This is a genomic window from Brevundimonas sp. AAP58, assembly GCF_001295975.1.
Taxonomy (GTDB): Bacteria; Pseudomonadota; Alphaproteobacteria; order Caulobacterales; family Caulobacteraceae; genus Brevundimonas.
Window position 1 is genome coordinate 1 of record NZ_LJHU01000012.1, and the last position, 19096, is coordinate 19096.

Genomic DNA, 19096 nt, shown 5'->3' on the forward strand with positions numbered 1-19096 from the left:
ACCGGCGTCAACCGCGCCATACCACCCATCCGGCTCAGCCGAAGCAGCACCAGCCGACAGGGCGAGAGCCGCCGCCGCGCTGGAAGCCAGGAAAAAGGTCTTGAAACGCATGGGTGTGAGCCCTCCGCAGCCACAATTGATATCATGGGGCGGTCTCACCGCCTTGCACGGGTCATAACAGCGTTGCAGGACAAGGTCGATAGGCTCGCGGCCGGGCGCAACCGTCGCGGCCGGAGCGTGGCGTTGAAGCTACAGGAGAAATCGGCAAACTGTGTCGTGTCGATCCGATTCTGGGCGAATACGCGAGGCGCACACAGGTTTGTAGGCGGTGCGAACGCGGCTATGCCTCGCGCATGAACCAGACGGCTGCGAGTTGCGAGATCATTGCTGAAGCGGGCGTCAATCATGATGGCGACCTCGACGAGGCCTTGCGCCTTGTCGCCGCTGCAGCGACCGCCGGGGCCGATACCGTCAAGTTCCAGACGTTTGACCCCGATGAGCTCGCCACGGCCTCGGCTCCGACCGCAGCCTATCAAGCTGAAGCCGGCGAGGGCGCCGAGCAGGCCACCATGCTGAGACGGCTGGCGCTTCCCCTGTCGGCGTGGAAGCGGATCGCGCGGGAAACCGAGGCTTGCGGTATTCGCTTCCTCTCCACGCCGTTTGACGCCGCCTCGGCGCGGTTCCTGATCGACGAGACCGGCATGGACCGGATCAAGGTCGGCTCGGGCGAACTCACCAACCTTCCTCTCTTGCTGGATCTGGCGCGGCTCGGTCGGCCGATGCTCCTGTCGACCGGCATGGCGACGATCCAGGAGGTCCGCGACGCCCTTGGAACCGTCGCGTTCGGATGGCTGACCGAAGCGAACGAGAGGCCGTCGCTCGAGGCGGTTCGTCACGCGTATGAGACGCCGGAAGCGAAAACCATCCTTGGGCGGACGGTCGTCATGCAGTGCGTCACCGCCTACCCCGCGCCCCACGACCAGGCTAATCTGCGTGTGCTGGACACCTATGCGGCTCTGGGAGTCGTTCCCGGCTATTCCGATCATACTCTGGGGACCGATACCGCGCTGGCCGCCATCGCGCGCGGCGCGCGGGTCATCGAGAAGCACCTGACGATGGACCGTACGCGACCCGGACCGGATCACAAGGCTTCGCTCGAACCCGTCGAAATGGCGGTGCTGGTGAGGGGGGCGCGGCGGGTCACGCAGATGCTGGGTTCGGAGATCAAGGCACCGGTCGAGGCCGAAGTCGGCAATATGGCGGTGGCCCGGCGCGGCCTGGTGGCCATCCGGGAGATCCGGGCCGGAGACAGTCTGTCCACTGAAAACATCGCCCCGCAGCGCGCGGGCGGCGGCGCTCCTCCGTCGGCCTTGTGGGATCTCATCGGCCGGACAGCCAAGCGCGACTACAATGTTGGCGACTGGATCGAGACGTGAGGCGGATCGGGGTCTTCACAGGCACGCGCGCCGAATATGGCCTGCTGCGCCCCGTGCTGATCGCGCTGGAGGCGTCATCGACGCTGGAACCCCGGCTGATCGTCGGCGGGACCCATCTGTCGGCGCGGCACGGCGCGACCCTGTCCGAGATCGAGGCCGACGGACGCCGCGCCGACGGCCGGATCCCCGTTCCGCTCGCGGGTGACGATGGCGCGTCGGTCGCATCGGACATGGCGGCGACGCTGGCGGGCGCGGCCACGGCCTATGGGGCGCTGGAACTGGACGCCGTGCTGATGCTGGGCGACCGGACCGAGGTGCTGGCGGCGGCGGCGGCGGCGGTTCCGCTCGGCCTGCCGATCCTGCATCTGGAGGGTGGCCACCGGACCGCCGGAGCCGTGGACGACGCCATCCGGCACGCCGTGACCAAGCTGGCCGCGCTGCATTTCACGGCGGCCGAGCCCTATCGCCAGCGCATCCTCCAGATGGGCGAGGCTCCGGAGCGGGTGTTCAGCGTCGGTTCGACGGCGGTCGATACGCTGAAAGCGATCGGCGAGGCCCGCGCGGGTGACATCGAGGCACTGACAGGACTGGATGTCTCCCGAGGCTTCCTGCTGGCGACCTTTCACCCCGAGACTTTGGGCGAGCGGTCGCCCGCTGATCAGGTTGCAGTATTTCTCGACGGCCTGTCGGAGGCTCTGGATCGGCCCGTGCTGATCACGCGGCCCAATGCGGATGCCGGGTCGGGCGCGGTGCGCGCGGCACTGGATGCCTTCGCCGCCGAACGTCCGCAGCAGGTGCGGCTCGTCGAGTCGCTGGGCGCCGTGAACTATCTGAAGGCGCTGCTCGCCTGTGACGCCGTGGTCGGCAACTCGTCGAGCGGCGTGATCGAAGCGCCCGCTGCCGGAACACCTTCGGTCAATGTGGGTGCGCGTCAGGAGGGGCGGCTGAAGCCCCCCAGCGTGATCGACTGCGCACTGGAGCCTCATGCCATCGCCGACGCCATCCGCCGCGTCACAGCGCCCGAAGCCAAGGCCGCCGCACGGTCGCAACCGCCCCCCTTTGGCGATGGACGCACAGGTCAGAGAATCGTCGAGATCCTGGAGCGGACCGACTTCCGGGGCCTCGCCCGCAAGCCCTTCGTGGACCGACCCTAGCGGCGGACGCTATCCAGCGGGGCGGCCGCCTCTCCGCGCACATGGGGCCACAGGGCCTCGCAGATCATAAAGTCGAAGGCGGTGTCGACGTCCCATCCTCGTTCCGGGGGCATGACCCACCCCAGCGCGCCCTCGCCCTGGAAGCCGCGGCGCTCCAGCAGCACTTCCGGTCGGCCCACGTACACCGCGCCGTTGATCACCACAGGCTCGTCCGGTTCCGGCACGTTGGGGCGAAACGTTCCGTCGGGCGTCATTCGGCCGTAGAAGGTCTGTGGCTTCAGGACCGGGGATACCCCGATGACCGATGGCGCACCGGTCTCATGACAGAGCCGCACCGCCCCATCGATGTCCGAGCCCAACCGCAGAGGCGAGGTGGGTTGAAGCAAAACGACATAGTCCCAGCGACCACCGAGCGTCGTCAGGGCATGTTCGATGGCGTCGATCACTGAGGCGTCGGGACCTGATAGATGGTCTGGCCGCCGAAATGGCGGTGCGAACCCCATGTCGGCCGCGATCTCGGCGACCGCCTCGTCATCGGTCGACACGACCACCTGATCCAGCACCGTCGCCTGACGGCACGCCTCGAGCGTCCAGGCGACCATCGGCCGCCCCGCCAGCATGCGCGTGTTCTTGCCCGGCAGACCCTGCGAACCGGCGCGTGCGGGCACGATCCCGAGGACGCGGCCGACGCTGGCCTCCTGCCCGATCATGGTCCGCTCCGTGACGCCCAATGCGGCCTCCTTTAGACTCTGATTCGCGCAAGGCCTCGCGCGTTCGGCGCGGCCGCGTCTGGCAAGGCGGAACCGACCGGCGATGACCGACACCTCGATCGCAGGCCCGAAGCGCGCAAGCCTTGATGGCCGCAATGTTCTCGTGACTGGCGCGGGCGGCTTCATCGGCAGCCGCCTGTGCGAAAAGCTGGTCGAGGCCGGAGCGTCGGTGCGGGCGCTGGTGCGCTATACCTCCGACGGCGAAGCGGGCTGGCTCGACCGGTCGCCGATCCGCAGGGACATCGATGTCCAACGCGGCGACCTGGCGGATCGGGACAGCGTGTTCGACGCCGTGCGCGGGACCGATCTGGTGTTTCACCTGGGTGCCCTGATCGCCATTCCCTATTCCTATCTCGCGCCCGAGAGCTACGTCCGGACCAACATCCTGGGCACGCTCAATGTGCTCCAGGCGGTGCGCGAACTGGAGATCGGGCGGCTGGTGCACACCTCGACCAGCGAGGTCTATGGCTCGGCCCAGAGCGTGCCCATGACCGAGGCCCATCCGCTGGTGGGGCAGTCCCCCTACTCCGCCTCCAAGATCGCGGCCGACAAGCTGGCAGAGAGCTACCACCGGTCGTTCGCCACGCCCGTGGTGACGCTGCGTCCCTTCAACACCTACGGCCCGCGCCAGAGCGCACGCGCAGTGATCCCGACGGTGACCACCCAGCTGCTGGCCGGGCGGTCGATCCGGCTGGGCGACACCCGGCCGACGCGGGACTTCGTCTATGTCGACGACACGGCGGACGCCTTTCTGCGGGCCGGGACGGTGGCGGGGATCGAGGGGCTGACGGTGCATACCGGAACCGGGATCGAGACGCGCGTCGGCGACCTGCCCGCCCTGATCGCCAGGGCCGCCGGGATGGAATTCACGGTGGAAGAGGACGCCAGCCGCCTGCGCCCACCCGCCAGCGAGGTCGAGCGGCTGTGCGCCGACGCCGGCCTGGCGCGCGAGCGGCTGGGCTGGGCCCCGAGTGTCCCGATCGCAGAGGGGCTGGCGCGCGTCGTCGCGTTCGTGAGGGAGAACCCGGGTCTCTATCGCCCTGAGGAGTATGCGGTGTGACCGGCGGGGGCGACATCACCGGCAACCTGATCGCGCCGGACGCGCCGTTGCTGGCGGCCATCGAGCGGATGGACTCGGTCCGGAAGAAGCTGCTGGTCGTGGTCGATCCGGACCGTCGGCTGCTGGGCACAGTCTCGGACGGCGACATCCGCCGGGGGCTGATGCGCCGCCTGACGATGGAGGACCGTATCGATGCGGTCATGAACGCCTCGCCCGTGGCCCTGCGGCTGGACGGATCCGAGCAGGAGGCCCTGGTCCGGCTGGCCGAACGCGGGGTCAGCCTGGCCCCCGTGCTGGATCGCAACGACCGGGTCGTGGGCCTCTATCCCGACGCAGTGTCGGCGGGAGCCCGGCGGGACAATCTGGTGGTCATCATGGCGGGAGGGCGCGGAGTCAGGCTGGCCCCTTTGACTCAGACCTGCCCCAAGCCCATGCTGAAGGTGGCAGGTCGACCGCTGCTGGAGACCATCATCGAGCGGCTGCAGACGCAGGGGTTCCACCGCTTCCGGCTGGCTGTGAACTACCTGGCCGAGGTCATCGAGGACCACTTCGGCGACGGGTCCGGCATGGGCGTCGATATCCGCTATCTGCGCGAGGATCATCCCCGCGGCACGGCGGGGGCGCTGTCGCTCGTCACCGATCCGATCGATCAGCCCATGCTGGTGATGAACGGCGACGTCCTGACCCGCATGGCGTTCGGCGACCTGATCGACTTCCATGTCGAGAACCAGGCCTTGGCCACGCTGTGCGTTCGCGAACATGCGTTCCAGGCGCCGCATGGCGTGGCCGAGGTCGACGGCGTGCGGATGACGGCGCTGCGCGAGAAGCCGACCTTCCGCTGGCTGGCCAACGCCGGAGTCTATTGTCTCGACGGCTCGGTGCTGTCGCGCGTTCCGGCGGAAGGTCCGTTCGACATGCCCGAGCTGCTGGCCTCGCTGGCGGCGGAGGGAGCGATGGTCGGGGCCTATCCGATCCACGAGTACTGGCTGGACATCGGCCGCCCGCCCGATTTCGAGAGCGCGCAAGCCGAGTTCGAGGTCGTGTTCCCAACATGATCCCGGGAGGCTCTGGCTAGTGTGGCTGGACATTGCAAAGTTCACTCACACACGCCAGTGCTAGGTTGGTTGCCACAGTGTTCGGATTGTCCGTGAGTTCCCACTCCCTGTCCAAAAGGCTCGCACGCTTTACCAAACCGCTGAGGATTGGACTCGGGCTCGCATCGCCCGGCACGACAACGAGCGACAGCCTTCCGTTTCACCGGTCCACCGCTTCTGGTGGCACGGACGGACGCATCACCAGCCTCGAGCGCGACATGGATCGGTTGGTCGGAGGCTGGAACCAGCACCTGCCGCAGATTCTTGCGGCCGTCAGTGAAGCCCGTCAGGCCGCCCATGTAGCGGCAGGCCGAAACGATGAGGTGCAAGCGCTCGCCCTACTGGTCGAACGACTACAAGCCCAGGTCGACGAACTCAGCGCAAGGCTCGACAGGATGGATGAACGGTCGTCCGACTCACTCGTGCCGCGGGCCGCGGGTCCTCGCGCAGCCAAATCCGGCCGCTCGCGCGCGTGACCGCGCAAGCCAGGTGGCCTCAATGAAGATAGTCGTTGTCTGCCCAACCGTCCTTGAGCACGACGCCGTTGGAAACGCGACCATGGCGTTGATGAAGGATCTGCACGCTGTTCCCGATGCCCAAGTAACGCTGATCGCCAGACATAGCGATCGCAACGACATTGGCGTGACGGCCGTCAAATCGCTCGGCGACATGCTCCTGAACGATCGATTTCGCGAGGCCGACGTCATCGTTTACGTGTTCGCAATCTACAATGAACTGTTTGACGCGATCCTGATTGGGAATGGCCAGGCCGCGCAGATTGTACGCTTCCACAACGTGACTCCGAAGGCCCTGGTCAACGACCGCGACCGGCCTATCGTGGAGATGTCGCTCGGTCAGATCCAAAACTTCGTGTCGGCTGACGAACTCTGGGCGGACAGCCAAGAAAACCTCGAGGAACTCATCCGCCACGGAATACCGTCCGAGAAGGTCCGGGTCATGCCGCTGCCGGTGTCGCCGCTCGCGGTCGCCACGACGACCGATAAGCCGAGCCGCGGCCCACTACGCATCGTCTACGTCGGGCGCTTCGTGCCGTCCAAGGGGCTGGAAGATCTGATCGCCGCTCTCGCGATCCTGCGCCGGACACATGGGGTCGCCTTCCTTGCCCGGCTGATCGGCAGCACGCGGCACTCGCCGCCGGCATATCTGCGTCGCCTGCGTCGCCTGATTGAGACTGAAGGGCTCTCTGACTTGGTCCGCATCGATGGAGCTGTGGAAGCCGCGACGCTGGGCGAGGCCTACCGCGAGGCGCACATTATAGCAACGGCGTCGCGCCACGAGGGCTTCTGTGTGCCGGTCATCGAGGGGATGGCCGCCGGATGCGTGCCGGTGACTTACGCCAACAGCAATCTCCGCCACATCTCGGGCGGTCTGGGCCGCCTTGCCAGGACAGACTCGCCGGTCGATCTGGCGGAGAGCTTAGCGGACGTCGGACGCGCGCTACTGAACGGCAAGAAGAGCGGCGCGATGAGGGTTCTGCGGGTCGACGCCGGCCCCATGGCGATCACCGACTTTGACGTGGCTCGGCTGGAGCACGTCGCCCAGTTCTCACCTGAGACTTGCGCAGCGCGTTTGCGGAGCCAACTGGCTCAACGGTTACAGGGCGTGTCACTAAGACGTGGCGAGTCGCCGCCCGAAAACCCAATGATCAAAGCCGCGAGTTGATCCAAAGTTGCGCGCCGTCGACGTAGGTGCGCCCTATGAGGGTCGGAGCGTCGGACAAAGGGTAAAACTGACACGGCCGTTCCCGATGCAGGCCCCAGCCGCGTGAACTGAGCAGGTCGATGAAATCGCCCTCGATTTTTCGGCTATGCGTTCCAATGAACAGGACGCGCACTTTCTGCTGGAGGACATCAAGCAGACAGGGGATCAGATCGGCCTCGCCGCCCTGGATATCGATATGCATGAAGTCGACAACCGGCAGGTGATCGATCGCCTCAGTGACAGACACGGCCTTGACCTCAATCGTGTCGATGGTCTGGCCGCGGTAGTCTTGGACAGCTCCCGCTTCATGGATCGCTGCCATACCCGCGTCATGAACATTCGAGTTCGCCGGCCAGTAAAGAGCGCCGTTCTCCGAGTGTGCCGCAGCGTGATGAAGCCGCCATTCGAAACGACCCTGGCGACCGAAATCGGGCGCATCTGCCTCAATCACGCCATTGATTGTCAGGTGCCTGCGCATAGCCGCGAACCGGGTTGCATCAGCTTCAAAGGCGACGATGCTTGCCTTGGCAAAACCCAGCCGCGCCGCAGTCACGGCCCCAAGCGAGACCCAAGGCCCCCATCCGGCTCCCAGCTCCACAACGGATAACTGATCCTGACCTGCTGCGCGCTCGACCGCCATAGCGAAGCCTGCGTACTCAATCGCCTCGCCAAGATAGGTATCCGTCGGAATGGGCAGCCGACGCTCCACATAACCGGTGCGGTCCCATACCCACGGGCAGTAATCCAAGGAGACTTTCACCCCCATCGCGTCGGTGAAGAAGGCCGGATCTGCTACAACATCGGCCGGAGCGATAGTTCGTATCCGCGCGACGTCCTCGGCCAAATAACCGCGAAAGACGTCGGTCTCCAGCAAAGGCAGGTTCAAATCAACTGTTGAGGCACCCAGCTCCTCGGTGACCTCTTCGGAGGAGAGTGCCGATGATCGCATGAGCATTGAGTCCAGGAGCAGTTGATCACGCTGTGGCCGTCTGACGGCCCCGCGCTCGCAGGCGGGTTCTTCACCTAGAGCACGTCAGGCGTCAGGTGAAGGCCTCTCGTGATACTGGCAGCGCGCTCATATCACGTCGTCAGGCCCAGCATGCCAGGGACGCCCTGGTTTTGGCCCGAGCTAGCGCCTTCAGCCGCATCACATCAACTTGGGGCGCGCTGTCAGCAGGTTGGGGACGGTGTACCCCATTTCACCATGTTTTGTCCGGCAGGGTAGAGCGAATTTTCTTGTGGTTGAAGGGCCAGTCTCTAACGTCTCGACAAAGTTCAACTTCCCAGGGATGCGGGACCATGTGGGCCAGTCAGACTACGCGCGGCGCTTTGACTACGGACATCAGCACGGCTTCGGGCACAAGCAGTGGCGCGGGGGGCTTCGAGGCGCGGTCGTTCGGGGAAGTCGACAGTTACCCAATCTGTGGATGTTGCGGTCACTTTCACGCCATCTTCGACGACGGAACGAGCCCCCTCGGTTTTCTGAATGGGGATGACCGAGGGACGAGCACACCAAACGGCAAGATATCCCTGTCGATCGTAGAGGCCGGTGCGCAGCTCACGCGAACGAACCTCAGCTGGGCGACCGGGCTCGGTCAGCCGGCGACGATCGATTTTGCCTTCCGCTCGACCGCGCCCGCGACGATGCCCGATGACACGACCGGCTTCAGCCGGTTCTCGGACACACAGATCGCAATCACCCTGCTGGCCTTGGCCAGCTGGTCTGACGTGGCCAACATCACCTTTAACCGGGTGAATGACGGCGATGGCTTCTCGAACAGCGCGACCATGCTGTTCGGCAACTACAGCTCTGGTTCGGACGGCGCGGCCGCATTCGCCTATTTGCCCGGCAACCGGGCGATTTCGGCCAATAGCGGCGACATCTGGATCAATAGCTCTCTGAGCTACAACGCGACGCCAGTGCCGCTCGGCTATGGGTTTCAGGTGCTCACCCACGAGATCGGCCACGCGATCGGTCTGTCACATCCTGCGGCCTACAACGCCGGGCCGGGACAGAGCCTCAGCTACTCCGCGAATGCGGGTTACTATGAGGACAGCCGCCAGTACTCGGTGATGAGCTACTTCTCGGAAACGAACACAGGCGGTTCTTTCGGTGGGCGCTTTGCCTCGGCACCGCTCATGGACGACATCGCGGCGGCCCAGCGCCTGTACGGTGCCAATATGACGACCCGGACCGGAGACACGGTCTATGGGTTCAACTCAAACGCGGGGCGATCCTGGTTCCAGGCCATTAGCTCAGGATCGGCGCTGATCTTCTCGGTCTGGGATGCGGGCGGCCAGGACACCTTCGACTTCTCCGGCTACTCGCAGAACCAAGTCATCGACCTGCGTCAGGGATCGTTCTCGAACGTCGGAGCCTTGATCGGCAACGTTTCTATCGCGCTTGGTGCTGTGATTGAAAACGCCATCGGTGGCGACGGCAATGACACAATCATTGGAAACGCTGCCGACAACACCCTGACGGGCGGAGCCGGCAATGATGTGATTGACGGTGGTCTGGGGATCGACACCGTTGTGTTCAGCGGCCCGCGGTCTGCCTACACCGTGACCTGGAATGGGCGGGTTGGGACGGTCACGGGCCCCGAAGGAACTGACACGATCACCAATGTCGAGTTCCTCCGGTTTTCCGACCAAACCATCGCCGCGGCACCGACTGGCGGGCTTATTGTCGGGGGCGACATCACCGATAACGTGATGGCGGGAACGGCGTTTGCCGACCAACTGAACGGCGGTGGTGGCAATGACACCATCAATGCCGGTGCGGGCGACGACCTGCTGGAAGGTGGATCGGGCAACGACACGCTGAATGGTCAGGATGGGAATGATACCCTTGTCGGAGGGCTGGGCAATGACGCGCTTGATGGGGGTGCGGGGGTAGATACCGCTGACTACGGGAGCGCGACGGCAGGCGTAACCGTCAACCTCGCCACTGGTACCGCGTCAGGCGGCGCAGGATCGGACACACTGATTTCGATCGAGCAGGTCAGGGGGTCGATCTATTCCGACGTGCTGATCGGTAGCGCGGGCAACGATCGTCTGGATGGAAACGGCGGCAACGATACCATCCGGGGCGGTGCGGGAGATGACGTCCTGATCGCCGGTGCCGGCGCGGCAACCGGCGGCGCGCCCGATATCGTCAAGGGATCGGGGCTGGCCAACGGCGGATTCGGCCAGGCCGTGTCGCTTGACGATGGTTTTGATCTGCTGGCCAGCGCGTCGATCGCCAACTCGACCACCATTCCCCATGCGACGGTGGTCGCGACCGCCCACGGGGGGTTTGAATACTACGCCTTCACCGTGACGGCGGGATCGAGCATCACCCTGGACATCGACGGAGCCTCCTTCGACAGCACCTTGCGGCTCTATGGTCCCGATCAGACGTCGGTGGCGTTCAATGATGATGCCAATCCGGATGGCGGCAACCCCACAGACTCCCAGCTGACGTTCACTGCAACCCAGTCAGGCGTCTATTATGTCGCGGTAGGCCGCTGGTCGTCGGGCAGCGGCAGCGATGTGGTAAGCGTCGCGCCGCCAGCGGGCGGGACCTACACCCTGCACGTATCGGTCGCCAACCACGCGGTCGTACCTCTGACGATTTCCGGATCTTCTCTTTTCGGGGACGGTGGAAACGATACCCTGATAGGCGGCGACGCAGCAGACATTCTGGTTGGGGGCATAGGCACAGACAGTCTGACCGGCGGAGGCGGTGCTGATGTCTTCCGCTTCAGCTCACGGGCCGATTCCTTCTCGGATGCCGGAACGACGACGGATATCATTGAGGACTTCGAGACAGGTATCGACCGTATTGACCTTACTGGCCTGTCTGCGACATCGGTAACCATCACCAGCGATGGCCAGTTCAATATCGTTAACGCCGCGACGGCTGAGGGATTGTTTTCGGTTCGCGTGCGCGGAGCTGTGACTATGGCCGACATCGACGGCCAGCCTGCGGTCGCGGGCGGCATCTACACCGGCACGAACGCAGCTGACAGCATCATCGGCGGAGCCGGTAATGACGTCATCATCGGTCTGGGCGGCGGCGACGCCCTGGCGGGAGGCCGCGGTGCCGACACCTTCCAGTACAATTCTGCTTCCGACTCCACACCCACAGCTTACGACAACCTTTATGACTTCGAAACCGGTGTCGACGTAATAGATCTGAGTGCGCTGTCCACCAGCGCCTTGAGTATCATCCGCTTCGACGGAAGCAGTTTCATCTTCGGCAACACCACGACCGGGTCGCTTCAGATCGTAGCTGCGAGTCGTACGGTCAACGCTGCCGACCTAGTCTACGGTGCATCGCATGGCATCTATCTTGTGGGCTCCAACAGCTCGGAGACCCTGATCGGAGGTACCCGAGGTGACGGCATCCAAGGCGGTGCGGGCAATGATGTGATCCTTGGTGGCGGCGGGGGCGACGCCCTGGGCGGCGGCGCGGGAGCCGACATCTTCCGTTATACAGCGATCACCGACTCGAACGCAGCAGGTTACGATAATCTGTTCGACTTCGAGACGGGCATTGACCAGATCGACCTTACGACACTCTCGACCAGCGCGATCAGTATTCTTCGGCAGGATGGATCCAGTTTCGTCTTCATCGCGACGGCCGAAGGGCCCATGCAGCTTGTGGCAGCGGGCCGCACCGTCAATGCCTCGGATTTCTCCTACCAGGGTACCCACGGTGTGTTCCTTGGTGGCTCCGCCTCAGCAGAGTCTCTTGTTGGCGGCAACCGGGCTGATGTGATCATAGGGGGCGGGGGAGCGGACATTCTAGCCGGCGGCCTTGGCGCGGACACCTTCCGCTACGGAGCCGCCTCAGACTCCAGCCTGTCGGCCGCTGACACCATCCTGGATTTCTTGTCCGGCGTAGACAAACTCGACCTGAGTGCGGTCCGCACTGGAGCTGCAGACCGGTTCGGGATCGCCTATTCCAACGGAGGGAGTTTTGTCTTCGTAGATCTTGGCGGAGACGGCACGAACGATATGCTGATCCAGCTGTCAAACACTACGCTGCTCGATACAGATATCATCTGGGGCACAAGTGCCGCGCCGACGGAACAGCCTGATAAACTCTTCCTGCCGTCCACACTGACACCCGAAGGCTCGTCGATGCTGTATCCTGAGGATCAAGGCAACCTTGACCCGTTCAAGGCTCAGTTCCCAGGGATCGAACACGAATGGTGGTAAGTGGCACCGCCTTGTTGCCAGACTGAGGCTCCATCGCTAGGCAAAAGTTACGGGGCATGGACTAGGTTGCGTTCTGATTGATCGCCTCGCGCCCGTACCCCTGAGCCGAGCGAGCGCAACGTATGCCAAAGATTTACTTTGACCTCACTACGTCCGTATCGTGGGGCGGTGCTCCTGTAGGCATCACGCGCACGGAGCGCGAAATAGCGAAGCGCGCAGCCGATCATTGCGTCCTTCCTGTACAGTACTGCCTGTTTCACAGGCCGACGGGACGATACTACGAACTGGCCCCTGCGTTCGCCGACCGTGTCCTCGCGGGCAAGTGCTGGATTTCCCGCGATGCTGTAGAGGCAATGACTGTCTCTGACGAGCCCGCCACGGCATCAGTGGGCCTTGCCATTCCTGATGGTCCGTCCATTCCTGCAACGATCGCTCGTCTCGGGCGCAAGCTCCATGACGTCCCCCTATCGCAAATCCTTGAGGGCCGGGCAGCCAACGCACTCGTATCGATCAACAGCGAAACGGGCACCAGACTGGTGAGCGTCAGTAGCGTCTTGGCACGCCCTGTCCCCCTGAAACGCGACACTTGGATTATCAACGGCGGTCTAGACTGGGAGTATAAAGACGTCCGGAAGATCCGCTCCCTCAAGAAAAAGGCGAATTTCAAATATGTTTCTATAATATACGATATCATTCCCCTCCTTTATCCTCAATATGTGGTTCCATTCTATGTTGATCTTCTGAAAAGATACTTTGGTGAGCTGTTCTGGACCGCCGATTACGCCATGTGCATATCGGCCACGACGCGACGCGATGTGGAGAACCATCTGCAGCAATCTCGTATGCCGGTCTTCCCCATGGATGACTGGCCACTGGGTTGCGATATCGTGTCGGACGACGCCGCCTCCGGCAGGCTTCCGACGGCCCTTAAAGACCGCAGGTTTCTTCTTTATGTCTCGACGGTTGAGCCGCGGAAAAGCCACCGCACAATCATTGACGCCTTTGAGCACGGCATCCGCACGGGTCAGATCTCGGACGAGGCTATGTGCGTCTTCGTTGGGCGAATTGGCTGGAATGTCGAGAATTTAGTGCAGGAAATCAAGACTAATCCGGTTCTGGCGGATCGAGTGCTATTTCTTTCCGCCGTGTCTGATAAAGATCTTCTAGAACTCTACAAAAACGCGCGCTTTGTGGTCTTTCCATCTCGCTATGAGGGATACGGCCTGTCTCTCGTCGAAGCTATGGCGCTTGGAAAGGCCTGTATCGCTGGCGATGCGGGCTCTCTTCGTGAAGTCGGAGGTGACGCACCACTCTACATTGACCCTATCGAGCTGCCGGAGTGGTCACGTGCGATCGCAACCGCGTTTAACGACGACGAAATGGTCGCGAACTTGGAACGCAGATCACGTTCGGAATACGCGCCTGTTACCTGGGATGAGTCGGCCAGACGTTTTTATCGTTCCCTTGAACGCTGGATGGAGACGGCTCGATGAAAATCCTGGCGCTCGGCACTTATCCCATTCGCAGGCCTGTCCACGGCGGCCAGCGACGCACATCCCAAATTGGAATGCATTATCTGCGGCACGGTATGCAGTACCTGCACGCCTGCATCTACGACTCCCGCCATTATGCGTTCAACGACGTATCCGAGGCGGACTACCCCTACTCATCACCTGGGAGAATATTCAGCGAGACACCGTTCATTGACGACATCGGAAGCGGGGAGTTCGCAGCCCGGGAAAACGGGCCTTACTTGCACTTCCGTAAGCTGATCGAATCTTTCGAGCCCGACATCATACAGCTTGAGCAGCCGTTCATGTGGCCTTTGGTGCGACGGCTGCGAGACGAGGGCGTGCTGGCGGGTGCCGCATTGGTCTATTCCTCGCACAACTTCGAGCCGCCTCTTAAGCGAGAAATCCTGGAGTCCGCCGGGGTGTCCTGGAGCCGGATCGCAGAGGTTGAAGCGATGACCCTGGCCATCGAAACACAGCTCGCCGAAGAGGCGGACCTGGTGATTACGGTCTCAACCTCGGACGCAGAGGCTTATGCAAGCCTGTCGCGTGGATGTCGCCCGCTGATCGCGCGCAACGGCACAGATCGTCAGACGGTCGCCCGTCGGCCCGCCGATGGATCTGAGATGGCGCGTGGTCGCTATCTTCTGTTTGTCGGCAGCGCTTACCCGCCAAACGTCCAGGGGTTCGAGCGGTTCGTTTTGGCAAACAACGTATACGGTCTCCCGCCAGAGAAGCTGCTCGCAGTCTGCGGGGGCGCGGCTGACGCGATTTTTCAGTCAAGGCTCTATGCCCCTCATCATGACTCTTACCAGGATCGAGTTCATTTCTTCGCCCGCCCAAGCGACGAGGAACTGACCTGGCTGCGGCGGGAGGCCAAGGGCTTCCTGCTACCCATCTTCTCCGGCGGGGGCAGCAATCTGAAGTCCGCGGAAGCTTTGGTCTCGGGCAAATGGGTGGTGACGACTTCGACGGCCATGCGGTCTTTCGAAGATCTGGCAGATGAGCCCGGCGTGTTGGTCGCCGATAAGCCAAAGGCATTTTTCGACGCGATGCTGGATGTGACTTACGGCGAACCTCTTGTGCTGACGGCCGCCCAGACGGCGAAACGAGAGCGCCTCCTGTGGAACAACCTCCTTGAGGAGGTCGGGCTAGCTCGGCGCGTCAAGGCCCTGGTCAAGAGTCCAGCGATCGATACCCTGCGGACCGCATCATGATGAGACAGCTTCGACGCAGACTGGCCCGGCCGTTTCGGAACAGAGCCAGGGCCGCACAGGCGCGCGGACACTGGGCCGACGCTCTTTCAAATCTCAAGAAAGCGGCGGCCCTCGACACAGCCAACCCCGCGATACTGCTACAGCTCGCCAACACCCAGGCCGAACTTGAACATTTTGATCAGGCCGAGGCGGCCTTTCACTCTGCCTCACATTTCCCACTCTTTGCCATCCGCGCTGCCGTGGGCCTAGCCGGTGTCGCCGAGCGTCGGGAAGACTGGGCGACCGCCTCCCAGCGCTGGGAAGTCGTTCTGCATTTGATGGCGCAAAAAGAGAATACTCCCGGCGACGACCTACCGGTTACACCCGCCTACGCGCTGATGCACTCCGCCCTCTGTCGCGAAAAGATTGGCGATGGCACTGGGGCTAATCGGGATCTGGGCCTGGCGCTGGCGCTCGGAGCGAAGGTGCGTCATCTGCCGGAGGCGATACTGATGCGCGCGCGCATCTTGGGAGGGGCTGACCCCCATGCCGCGCGCAGGCTGCTTCGCGCGGCTGTTGAGCGCCACCCGAAGAACCGGACAATCCGTTTTGAGTTGATGGTCGCAACCCTTCGCGCCGGAGACCGGATCGCCGCAACGCGTCATGCTCAGATTCTTTTGGACTTGTCACCGGGTGACTCCGGCGTCCTTGCTGTCGCTCGAGAGCACAGTCTCGTTCTGGACCCCGAGATCGTTGGCTGATCTGCGTTCGGTTGATAGATTGTCATGACTTTCATTTACTGATTCTTCCCACTGTCCGGACATAACCAACACGCGTAGCGGAGATTTCTGATGGCCTACCGGATGAAGAAACCAGGCCTGCTCCGAGTTGAGCACGAGCGTCTCTATCAGTCCGGATCCGACAGACCGTTGGCGGTTGTGCTGAACGGCACCGCCGGCAACGATGTTTTGGTGGGCACGTCTGGCGACGATACGCTGGACGGGGGAGACGGCGACGATCTTCTGGAGGGTGGACTGGGTGCCGACGCCCTAATCGGCGGCAATGGCATCGATACAGTGACTTACGCCAACGCCACGTCGGGCGTTCGAGTCTTCATCAGCGGAGGTGGAGACCCATTGGGCGAAGCCCTTGGCGACACGTTCAGCAGTATCGAGAACGTCATTGGTTCTGCGTACGCAGACTACATCTCAGGAAATGGGCTCAACAACCGCCTCTATGGCGAGGGTGGAGACGATACGATCTTTGCTTTCGGCGGTGTAGGGTCCACCAGCTATCTTTACGGTGGTGCAGGCATCGATACGCTGGTTGGTTCACTCGGCATCGATATCATGGACGGTGGAACTGGCGAGAATACGGTCAGCTATTTCCTGTCTCCAACTGGCCTAACGATCTCTCTGGTGAACCCAGCCGCGAACACGGGGTGGGCGATTGGTGACAGCTATACTAATATCCAAGATGTTATCGGGTCCGAATTCAACGACGTCATCTACGGCAATAGCGATTTCATCAATCAGCTACAGGGGCAATCAGGCAACGACATTCTCTATGGTGTAGGAGCGACTTACACAGTTTTGATTGGCGGTTCAGGAGCTGACGAGCTACATGCCGGAACCGGGGGAAACCTGATCGATTACGAGACGGCCCTATCGGGCGTCATCGCCTCGATGGAAAACCCGAGCATCAACACTGGAGACGCAGCCGGCGATACCTATTTCGGCCTGTTCGGACACGATCTGGCCGGCTCGCCCTTCAACGACATTTTATACGGCGACGCGGGCAGCAATAACATCATCGGCGACCCGGATGTCACGGTTTACCAGAATACCGGCGTCGACCAGCTCTATGGCGGAGCAGGCGACGACACGCTTGACGGCGGCGGGCAAGGCGACCGGCTCGATGGCGGCGACGGGTTTGATGCTGCTGCCTACACCAGCGCTCTGGCCGGAGTGCAGGCATTCTTGGGTTCTCCAGACGCAAACACCGGGGATGCAGCCGGCGATACCTACTTCAACCTCGAGGCCATGATCGGTTCGGCCTTCAACGACGTCCTCGGCGGTGATGCCGCCAACAATTCCCTTTTCGGTGAAGGTGGCAACGATACGCTCCAGGGCGAGAACGGGGACGACCTACTTGTCGGCGGGGCCGGGGCCGACACACTGATCGGCGGTCTTGGTCTTGATTTGGCAGTCTACTCCGACTCTACAGTTGGCGTCACCGTCAGTATGGAAGCCCCCCAGTTCAACTCCGGGATCGCAGTCGGTGACACATACAACGGTATAGAAGGCATCCTCGGCAGCGCCTTCAACGATACGATCGTTGGTGACGCCGGAGCCAATACACTGCGAGGTGAGGCCGGGAATGATGTGCTCGCCGGAGTCGCCGGGGACGATACGCTGATTGGCGGTGCCGGGGCCGACTCCCTCGACGGCGGAGCGGGCTTCAATATTGCGAGCTACGCCACAGCGAACGCAGGTGTCACTGCATCGCTTGCCAACGCGTCTGTCAATACGGGCGATGCGGCTGGCGATACCTACCAGAACATACAGCAACTTAACGGAAGCGACTTTGCCGATACTCTAACAGCGCTCAATGCTAACGGTAGCGTTCTTCGTGGGCTGGGCGGAGATGATGTCCTTAACGCGGCGGGCTTCGGTACGCAGCTGAACGGGGACGACGGAAACGACATCCTGAACGGTAGTGCAGCCGATGACGTGCTCCTGGGAGGTGCCGGAGCGGACCAGATCAACGGGGGCGCCGGTACGGACCTCGCCAGCTATGTCACCGCCACCGCTGGGGTGACCCTTTCACTCGTGACGGGAGGCTCGGGCGGAGACGCAGCAGGCGATGTCTTCAGCGGCATCGAGAATGTTGCGGGTACAAACCTCAATGATGACCTCACGGGCGATGGCGCAGCCAATTACCTTTTGGGTCTTGTCGGCAACGATACCCTCGACGGCGGTGGCGGCGATGACATCCTGGAAGGCGGGATAGGAGCTGACGTTATTCGCGGCGGGGCAGGCTTTGATTTCGCCACCTTTGGCGGAGCCGCCGTGGGCGTAACCGCGTCTTTGGCTGGTGGGTCCCAGACCGGCGAGGCAGCAGGCGATGTGTATGAATCAATCGAAGGACTGCTGGGATCCAGCTTCGGGGACGTGCTGACCGGCAATAGCGCGAGTAACGTCATCCAAGGCTTCGCGGGTAACGACATCATCGACGGCGGGGAAGGTATTGATCAACTGATTGGTGGTGAGGGCAACGACATTATTGTTGGTGGATTGGGTAATGACAGTTTGACGGGTGGTGGTGGTTCGGACGTTTTCCTGTATTTGACGGCGGCGGAATCGCAGTCGACGGCTGAGATTGCTCCTGACATCATTGAGGATTTTCAGAGCGGGGTGGACAGGATCGACATTTCGGCTCTGTTGCCGACGAATGTGTCGATTACCCAGGACGGTATCTACACTCTGGTTTCGGCGCAGTCGGCATCGGGCAACTTTGCGGTGCGGGTGGTCGGCTCGGTTGTCATCGGGGACATCATCCAGACCGCTACGGTTTCGGAGATCTCCGGGACGGCCGGCGCAGATACCCTGACGGGCACGAGCGGCAATGATGTGATCGTGGGCGGCGGCGGAGCCGATGTTCTGACGGGTGGATCGGGAGCGGACACGTTCCGCTACGCTGCGACGTCGGATTCTCCGCAGGGCGCGGGCGACTTCATCACCGACTTCCAGACGGGATCGGACCGGCTGGACCTGACGGCGCTGAACACTTCTGCCATCTCCCTGATCCGTCAGGGCGGCACGACCTTCCTGTTCGCCACGACGCCAGGCGGAGCCTTCCAACTGACGGTCAATGGCATCGTTCACGGCAGCGACATCCTGTACGGCAACAACCACTCGGTCTTCATCCAGGGCGGGGCCGAGG

13 protein-coding genes are annotated in these 19096 nt (G+C 62.7%); 11 read left to right on the forward strand and 2 right to left on the reverse strand.

The window, feature by feature from the left end; genetic code table 11:
• Window positions 1–353 precede the first annotated feature (353 nt).
• Together IP78_RS01745 and neuC are read left to right on the forward strand one after the other, a co-directional pair.
• The gene (locus tag IP78_RS01745) at window positions 354–1436 is read left to right on the forward strand and encodes an N-acetylneuraminate synthase family protein (protein ID WP_054109998.1); all 1083 of its coding nucleotides are present in this window, start codon (window positions 354–356) and stop codon (window positions 1434–1436) included.
• Entirely contained in the window at window positions 1433–2590 is a 1158-nt protein-coding gene (neuC, locus tag IP78_RS01750) for a UDP-N-acetylglucosamine 2-epimerase (protein WP_054109999.1), read from the forward strand. Before IP78_RS01745 ends, neuC begins: the two co-directional genes overlap by 4 nt.
• Here neuC and IP78_RS01755 read toward each other — a convergent pair.
• Complete coding sequence (locus IP78_RS01755) at window positions 2587–3300, reverse strand: cytidylyltransferase domain-containing protein (RefSeq protein WP_197272344.1); 714 nt, start codon at window positions 3298–3300, stop codon at window positions 2587–2589. The genes neuC and IP78_RS01755 overlap by 4 nt on opposite strands.
• Window positions 3301–3403: 103 nt before the next feature.
• On the opposite strand from IP78_RS01755, the gene IP78_RS01760 reads away from it, so the two are divergent.
• The 4 genes from IP78_RS01760 to IP78_RS01770 all read left to right on the forward strand — a co-directional run bounded on the left by IP78_RS01760 (window position 3404) and on the right by IP78_RS01770 (window position 7197).
• On the forward strand, window positions 3404–4420 hold the full coding sequence (locus IP78_RS01760) for a GDP-mannose 4,6-dehydratase (protein ID WP_054110001.1): 1017 nt from the start codon (window positions 3404–3406) through the stop codon (window positions 4418–4420).
• A complete protein-coding gene (locus IP78_RS01765; RefSeq protein ID WP_054110002.1) occupies window positions 4417–5475 on the forward strand; it encodes a nucleotidyltransferase family protein in 1059 nt (352 codons plus the stop codon). Before IP78_RS01760 ends, IP78_RS01765 begins: the two co-directional genes overlap by 4 nt.
• Before the next feature lie 92 nt (window positions 5476–5567).
• A complete protein-coding gene (locus tag IP78_RS15435; protein WP_197272345.1) occupies window positions 5568–5990 on the forward strand; it encodes a hypothetical protein in 423 nt (140 codons plus the stop codon).
• A 22-nt stretch (window positions 5991–6012) separates the two neighbouring features.
• Window positions 6013–7197: a glycosyltransferase family 4 protein gene (locus tag IP78_RS01770; RefSeq protein ID WP_197272346.1), complete on the forward strand. Its 1185-nt coding sequence runs from the start codon at window positions 6013–6015 to the stop codon at window positions 7195–7197.
• Here the strand turns inward: IP78_RS01770 and IP78_RS01775 are convergent.
• Window positions 7181–8185, reverse strand: a complete 1005-nt coding sequence (locus IP78_RS01775) for an FkbM family methyltransferase (protein WP_197272347.1) — start codon at window positions 8183–8185, stop codon at window positions 7181–7183. The genes IP78_RS01770 and IP78_RS01775 overlap by 17 nt on opposite strands.
• A 350-nt stretch (window positions 8186–8535) precedes the next feature.
• On the opposite strand from IP78_RS01775, the gene IP78_RS15765 reads away from it, so the two are divergent.
• The 5 genes from IP78_RS15765 to IP78_RS01800 form a co-directional block, all read left to right on the forward strand.
• The gene (locus IP78_RS15765; protein WP_197272348.1) at window positions 8536–12444 is read left to right on the forward strand and encodes a M10 family metallopeptidase C-terminal domain-containing protein; all 3909 of its coding nucleotides are present in this window, start codon (window positions 8536–8538) and stop codon (window positions 12442–12444) included.
• Window positions 12445–12797: 353 nt separating this feature from the next.
• Window positions 12798–13937 carry a glycosyltransferase family 1 protein gene (locus tag IP78_RS01785; protein ID WP_197272349.1) on the forward strand — a complete coding sequence of 380 codons (1140 nt, stop codon included), beginning with the start codon at window positions 12798–12800 and terminating at the stop codon, window positions 13935–13937.
• Complete coding sequence (locus IP78_RS01790; RefSeq protein ID WP_082384793.1) at window positions 13934–15172, forward strand: glycosyltransferase; 1239 nt, start codon at window positions 13934–13936, stop codon at window positions 15170–15172. Before IP78_RS01785 ends, IP78_RS01790 begins: the two co-directional genes overlap by 4 nt.
• Entirely contained in the window at window positions 15169–15912 is a 744-nt protein-coding gene (locus tag IP78_RS01795; protein ID WP_054110008.1) for a lipopolysaccharide assembly protein LapB, read from the forward strand. The genes IP78_RS01790 and IP78_RS01795 overlap by 4 nt, the downstream gene beginning before the upstream one ends.
• Window positions 15913–16002: 90 nt before the next feature.
• Window positions 16003–19096, forward strand: a 3094-nt coding sequence (locus IP78_RS01800; protein ID WP_197272350.1) for a calcium-binding protein, incomplete at its 3' end; no start/stop codon positions are given.

Bases quoted from the DNA above. Each gene is read 5' to 3' on its own strand.
- IP78_RS01755 (WP_197272344.1), bottom strand. From the start codon at position 3,300: ATGATCGGGCAGGAGGCCAGCGTCGGCCGCGTCCTCGGGATCGTGCCC.
- IP78_RS01795 (WP_054110008.1), top strand. From the start codon at position 15,169: ATGATGAGACAGCTTCGACGCAGACTGGCCCGGCCGTTTCGGAACAGA.
- IP78_RS15765 (WP_197272348.1), top strand. From the start codon at position 8,536: ATGTGGGCCAGTCAGACTACGCGCGGCGCTTTGACTACGGACATCAGC.
- IP78_RS01785 (WP_197272349.1), top strand. From the start codon at position 12,798: ATGACTGTCTCTGACGAGCCCGCCACGGCATCAGTGGGCCTTGCCATT.
- IP78_RS01760 (WP_054110001.1), top strand. From the start codon at position 3,404: ATGACCGACACCTCGATCGCAGGCCCGAAGCGCGCAAGCCTTGATGGC.
- IP78_RS01745 (WP_054109998.1), top strand. From the start codon at position 354: ATGAACCAGACGGCTGCGAGTTGCGAGATCATTGCTGAAGCGGGCGTC.
- IP78_RS01770 (WP_197272346.1), top strand. From the start codon at position 6,013: ATGAAGATAGTCGTTGTCTGCCCAACCGTCCTTGAGCACGACGCCGTT.
- IP78_RS01775 (WP_197272347.1), bottom strand. From the start codon at position 8,185: ATGCGATCATCGGCACTCTCCTCCGAAGAGGTCACCGAGGAGCTGGGT.
- IP78_RS01790 (WP_082384793.1), top strand. From the start codon at position 13,934: ATGAAAATCCTGGCGCTCGGCACTTATCCCATTCGCAGGCCTGTCCAC.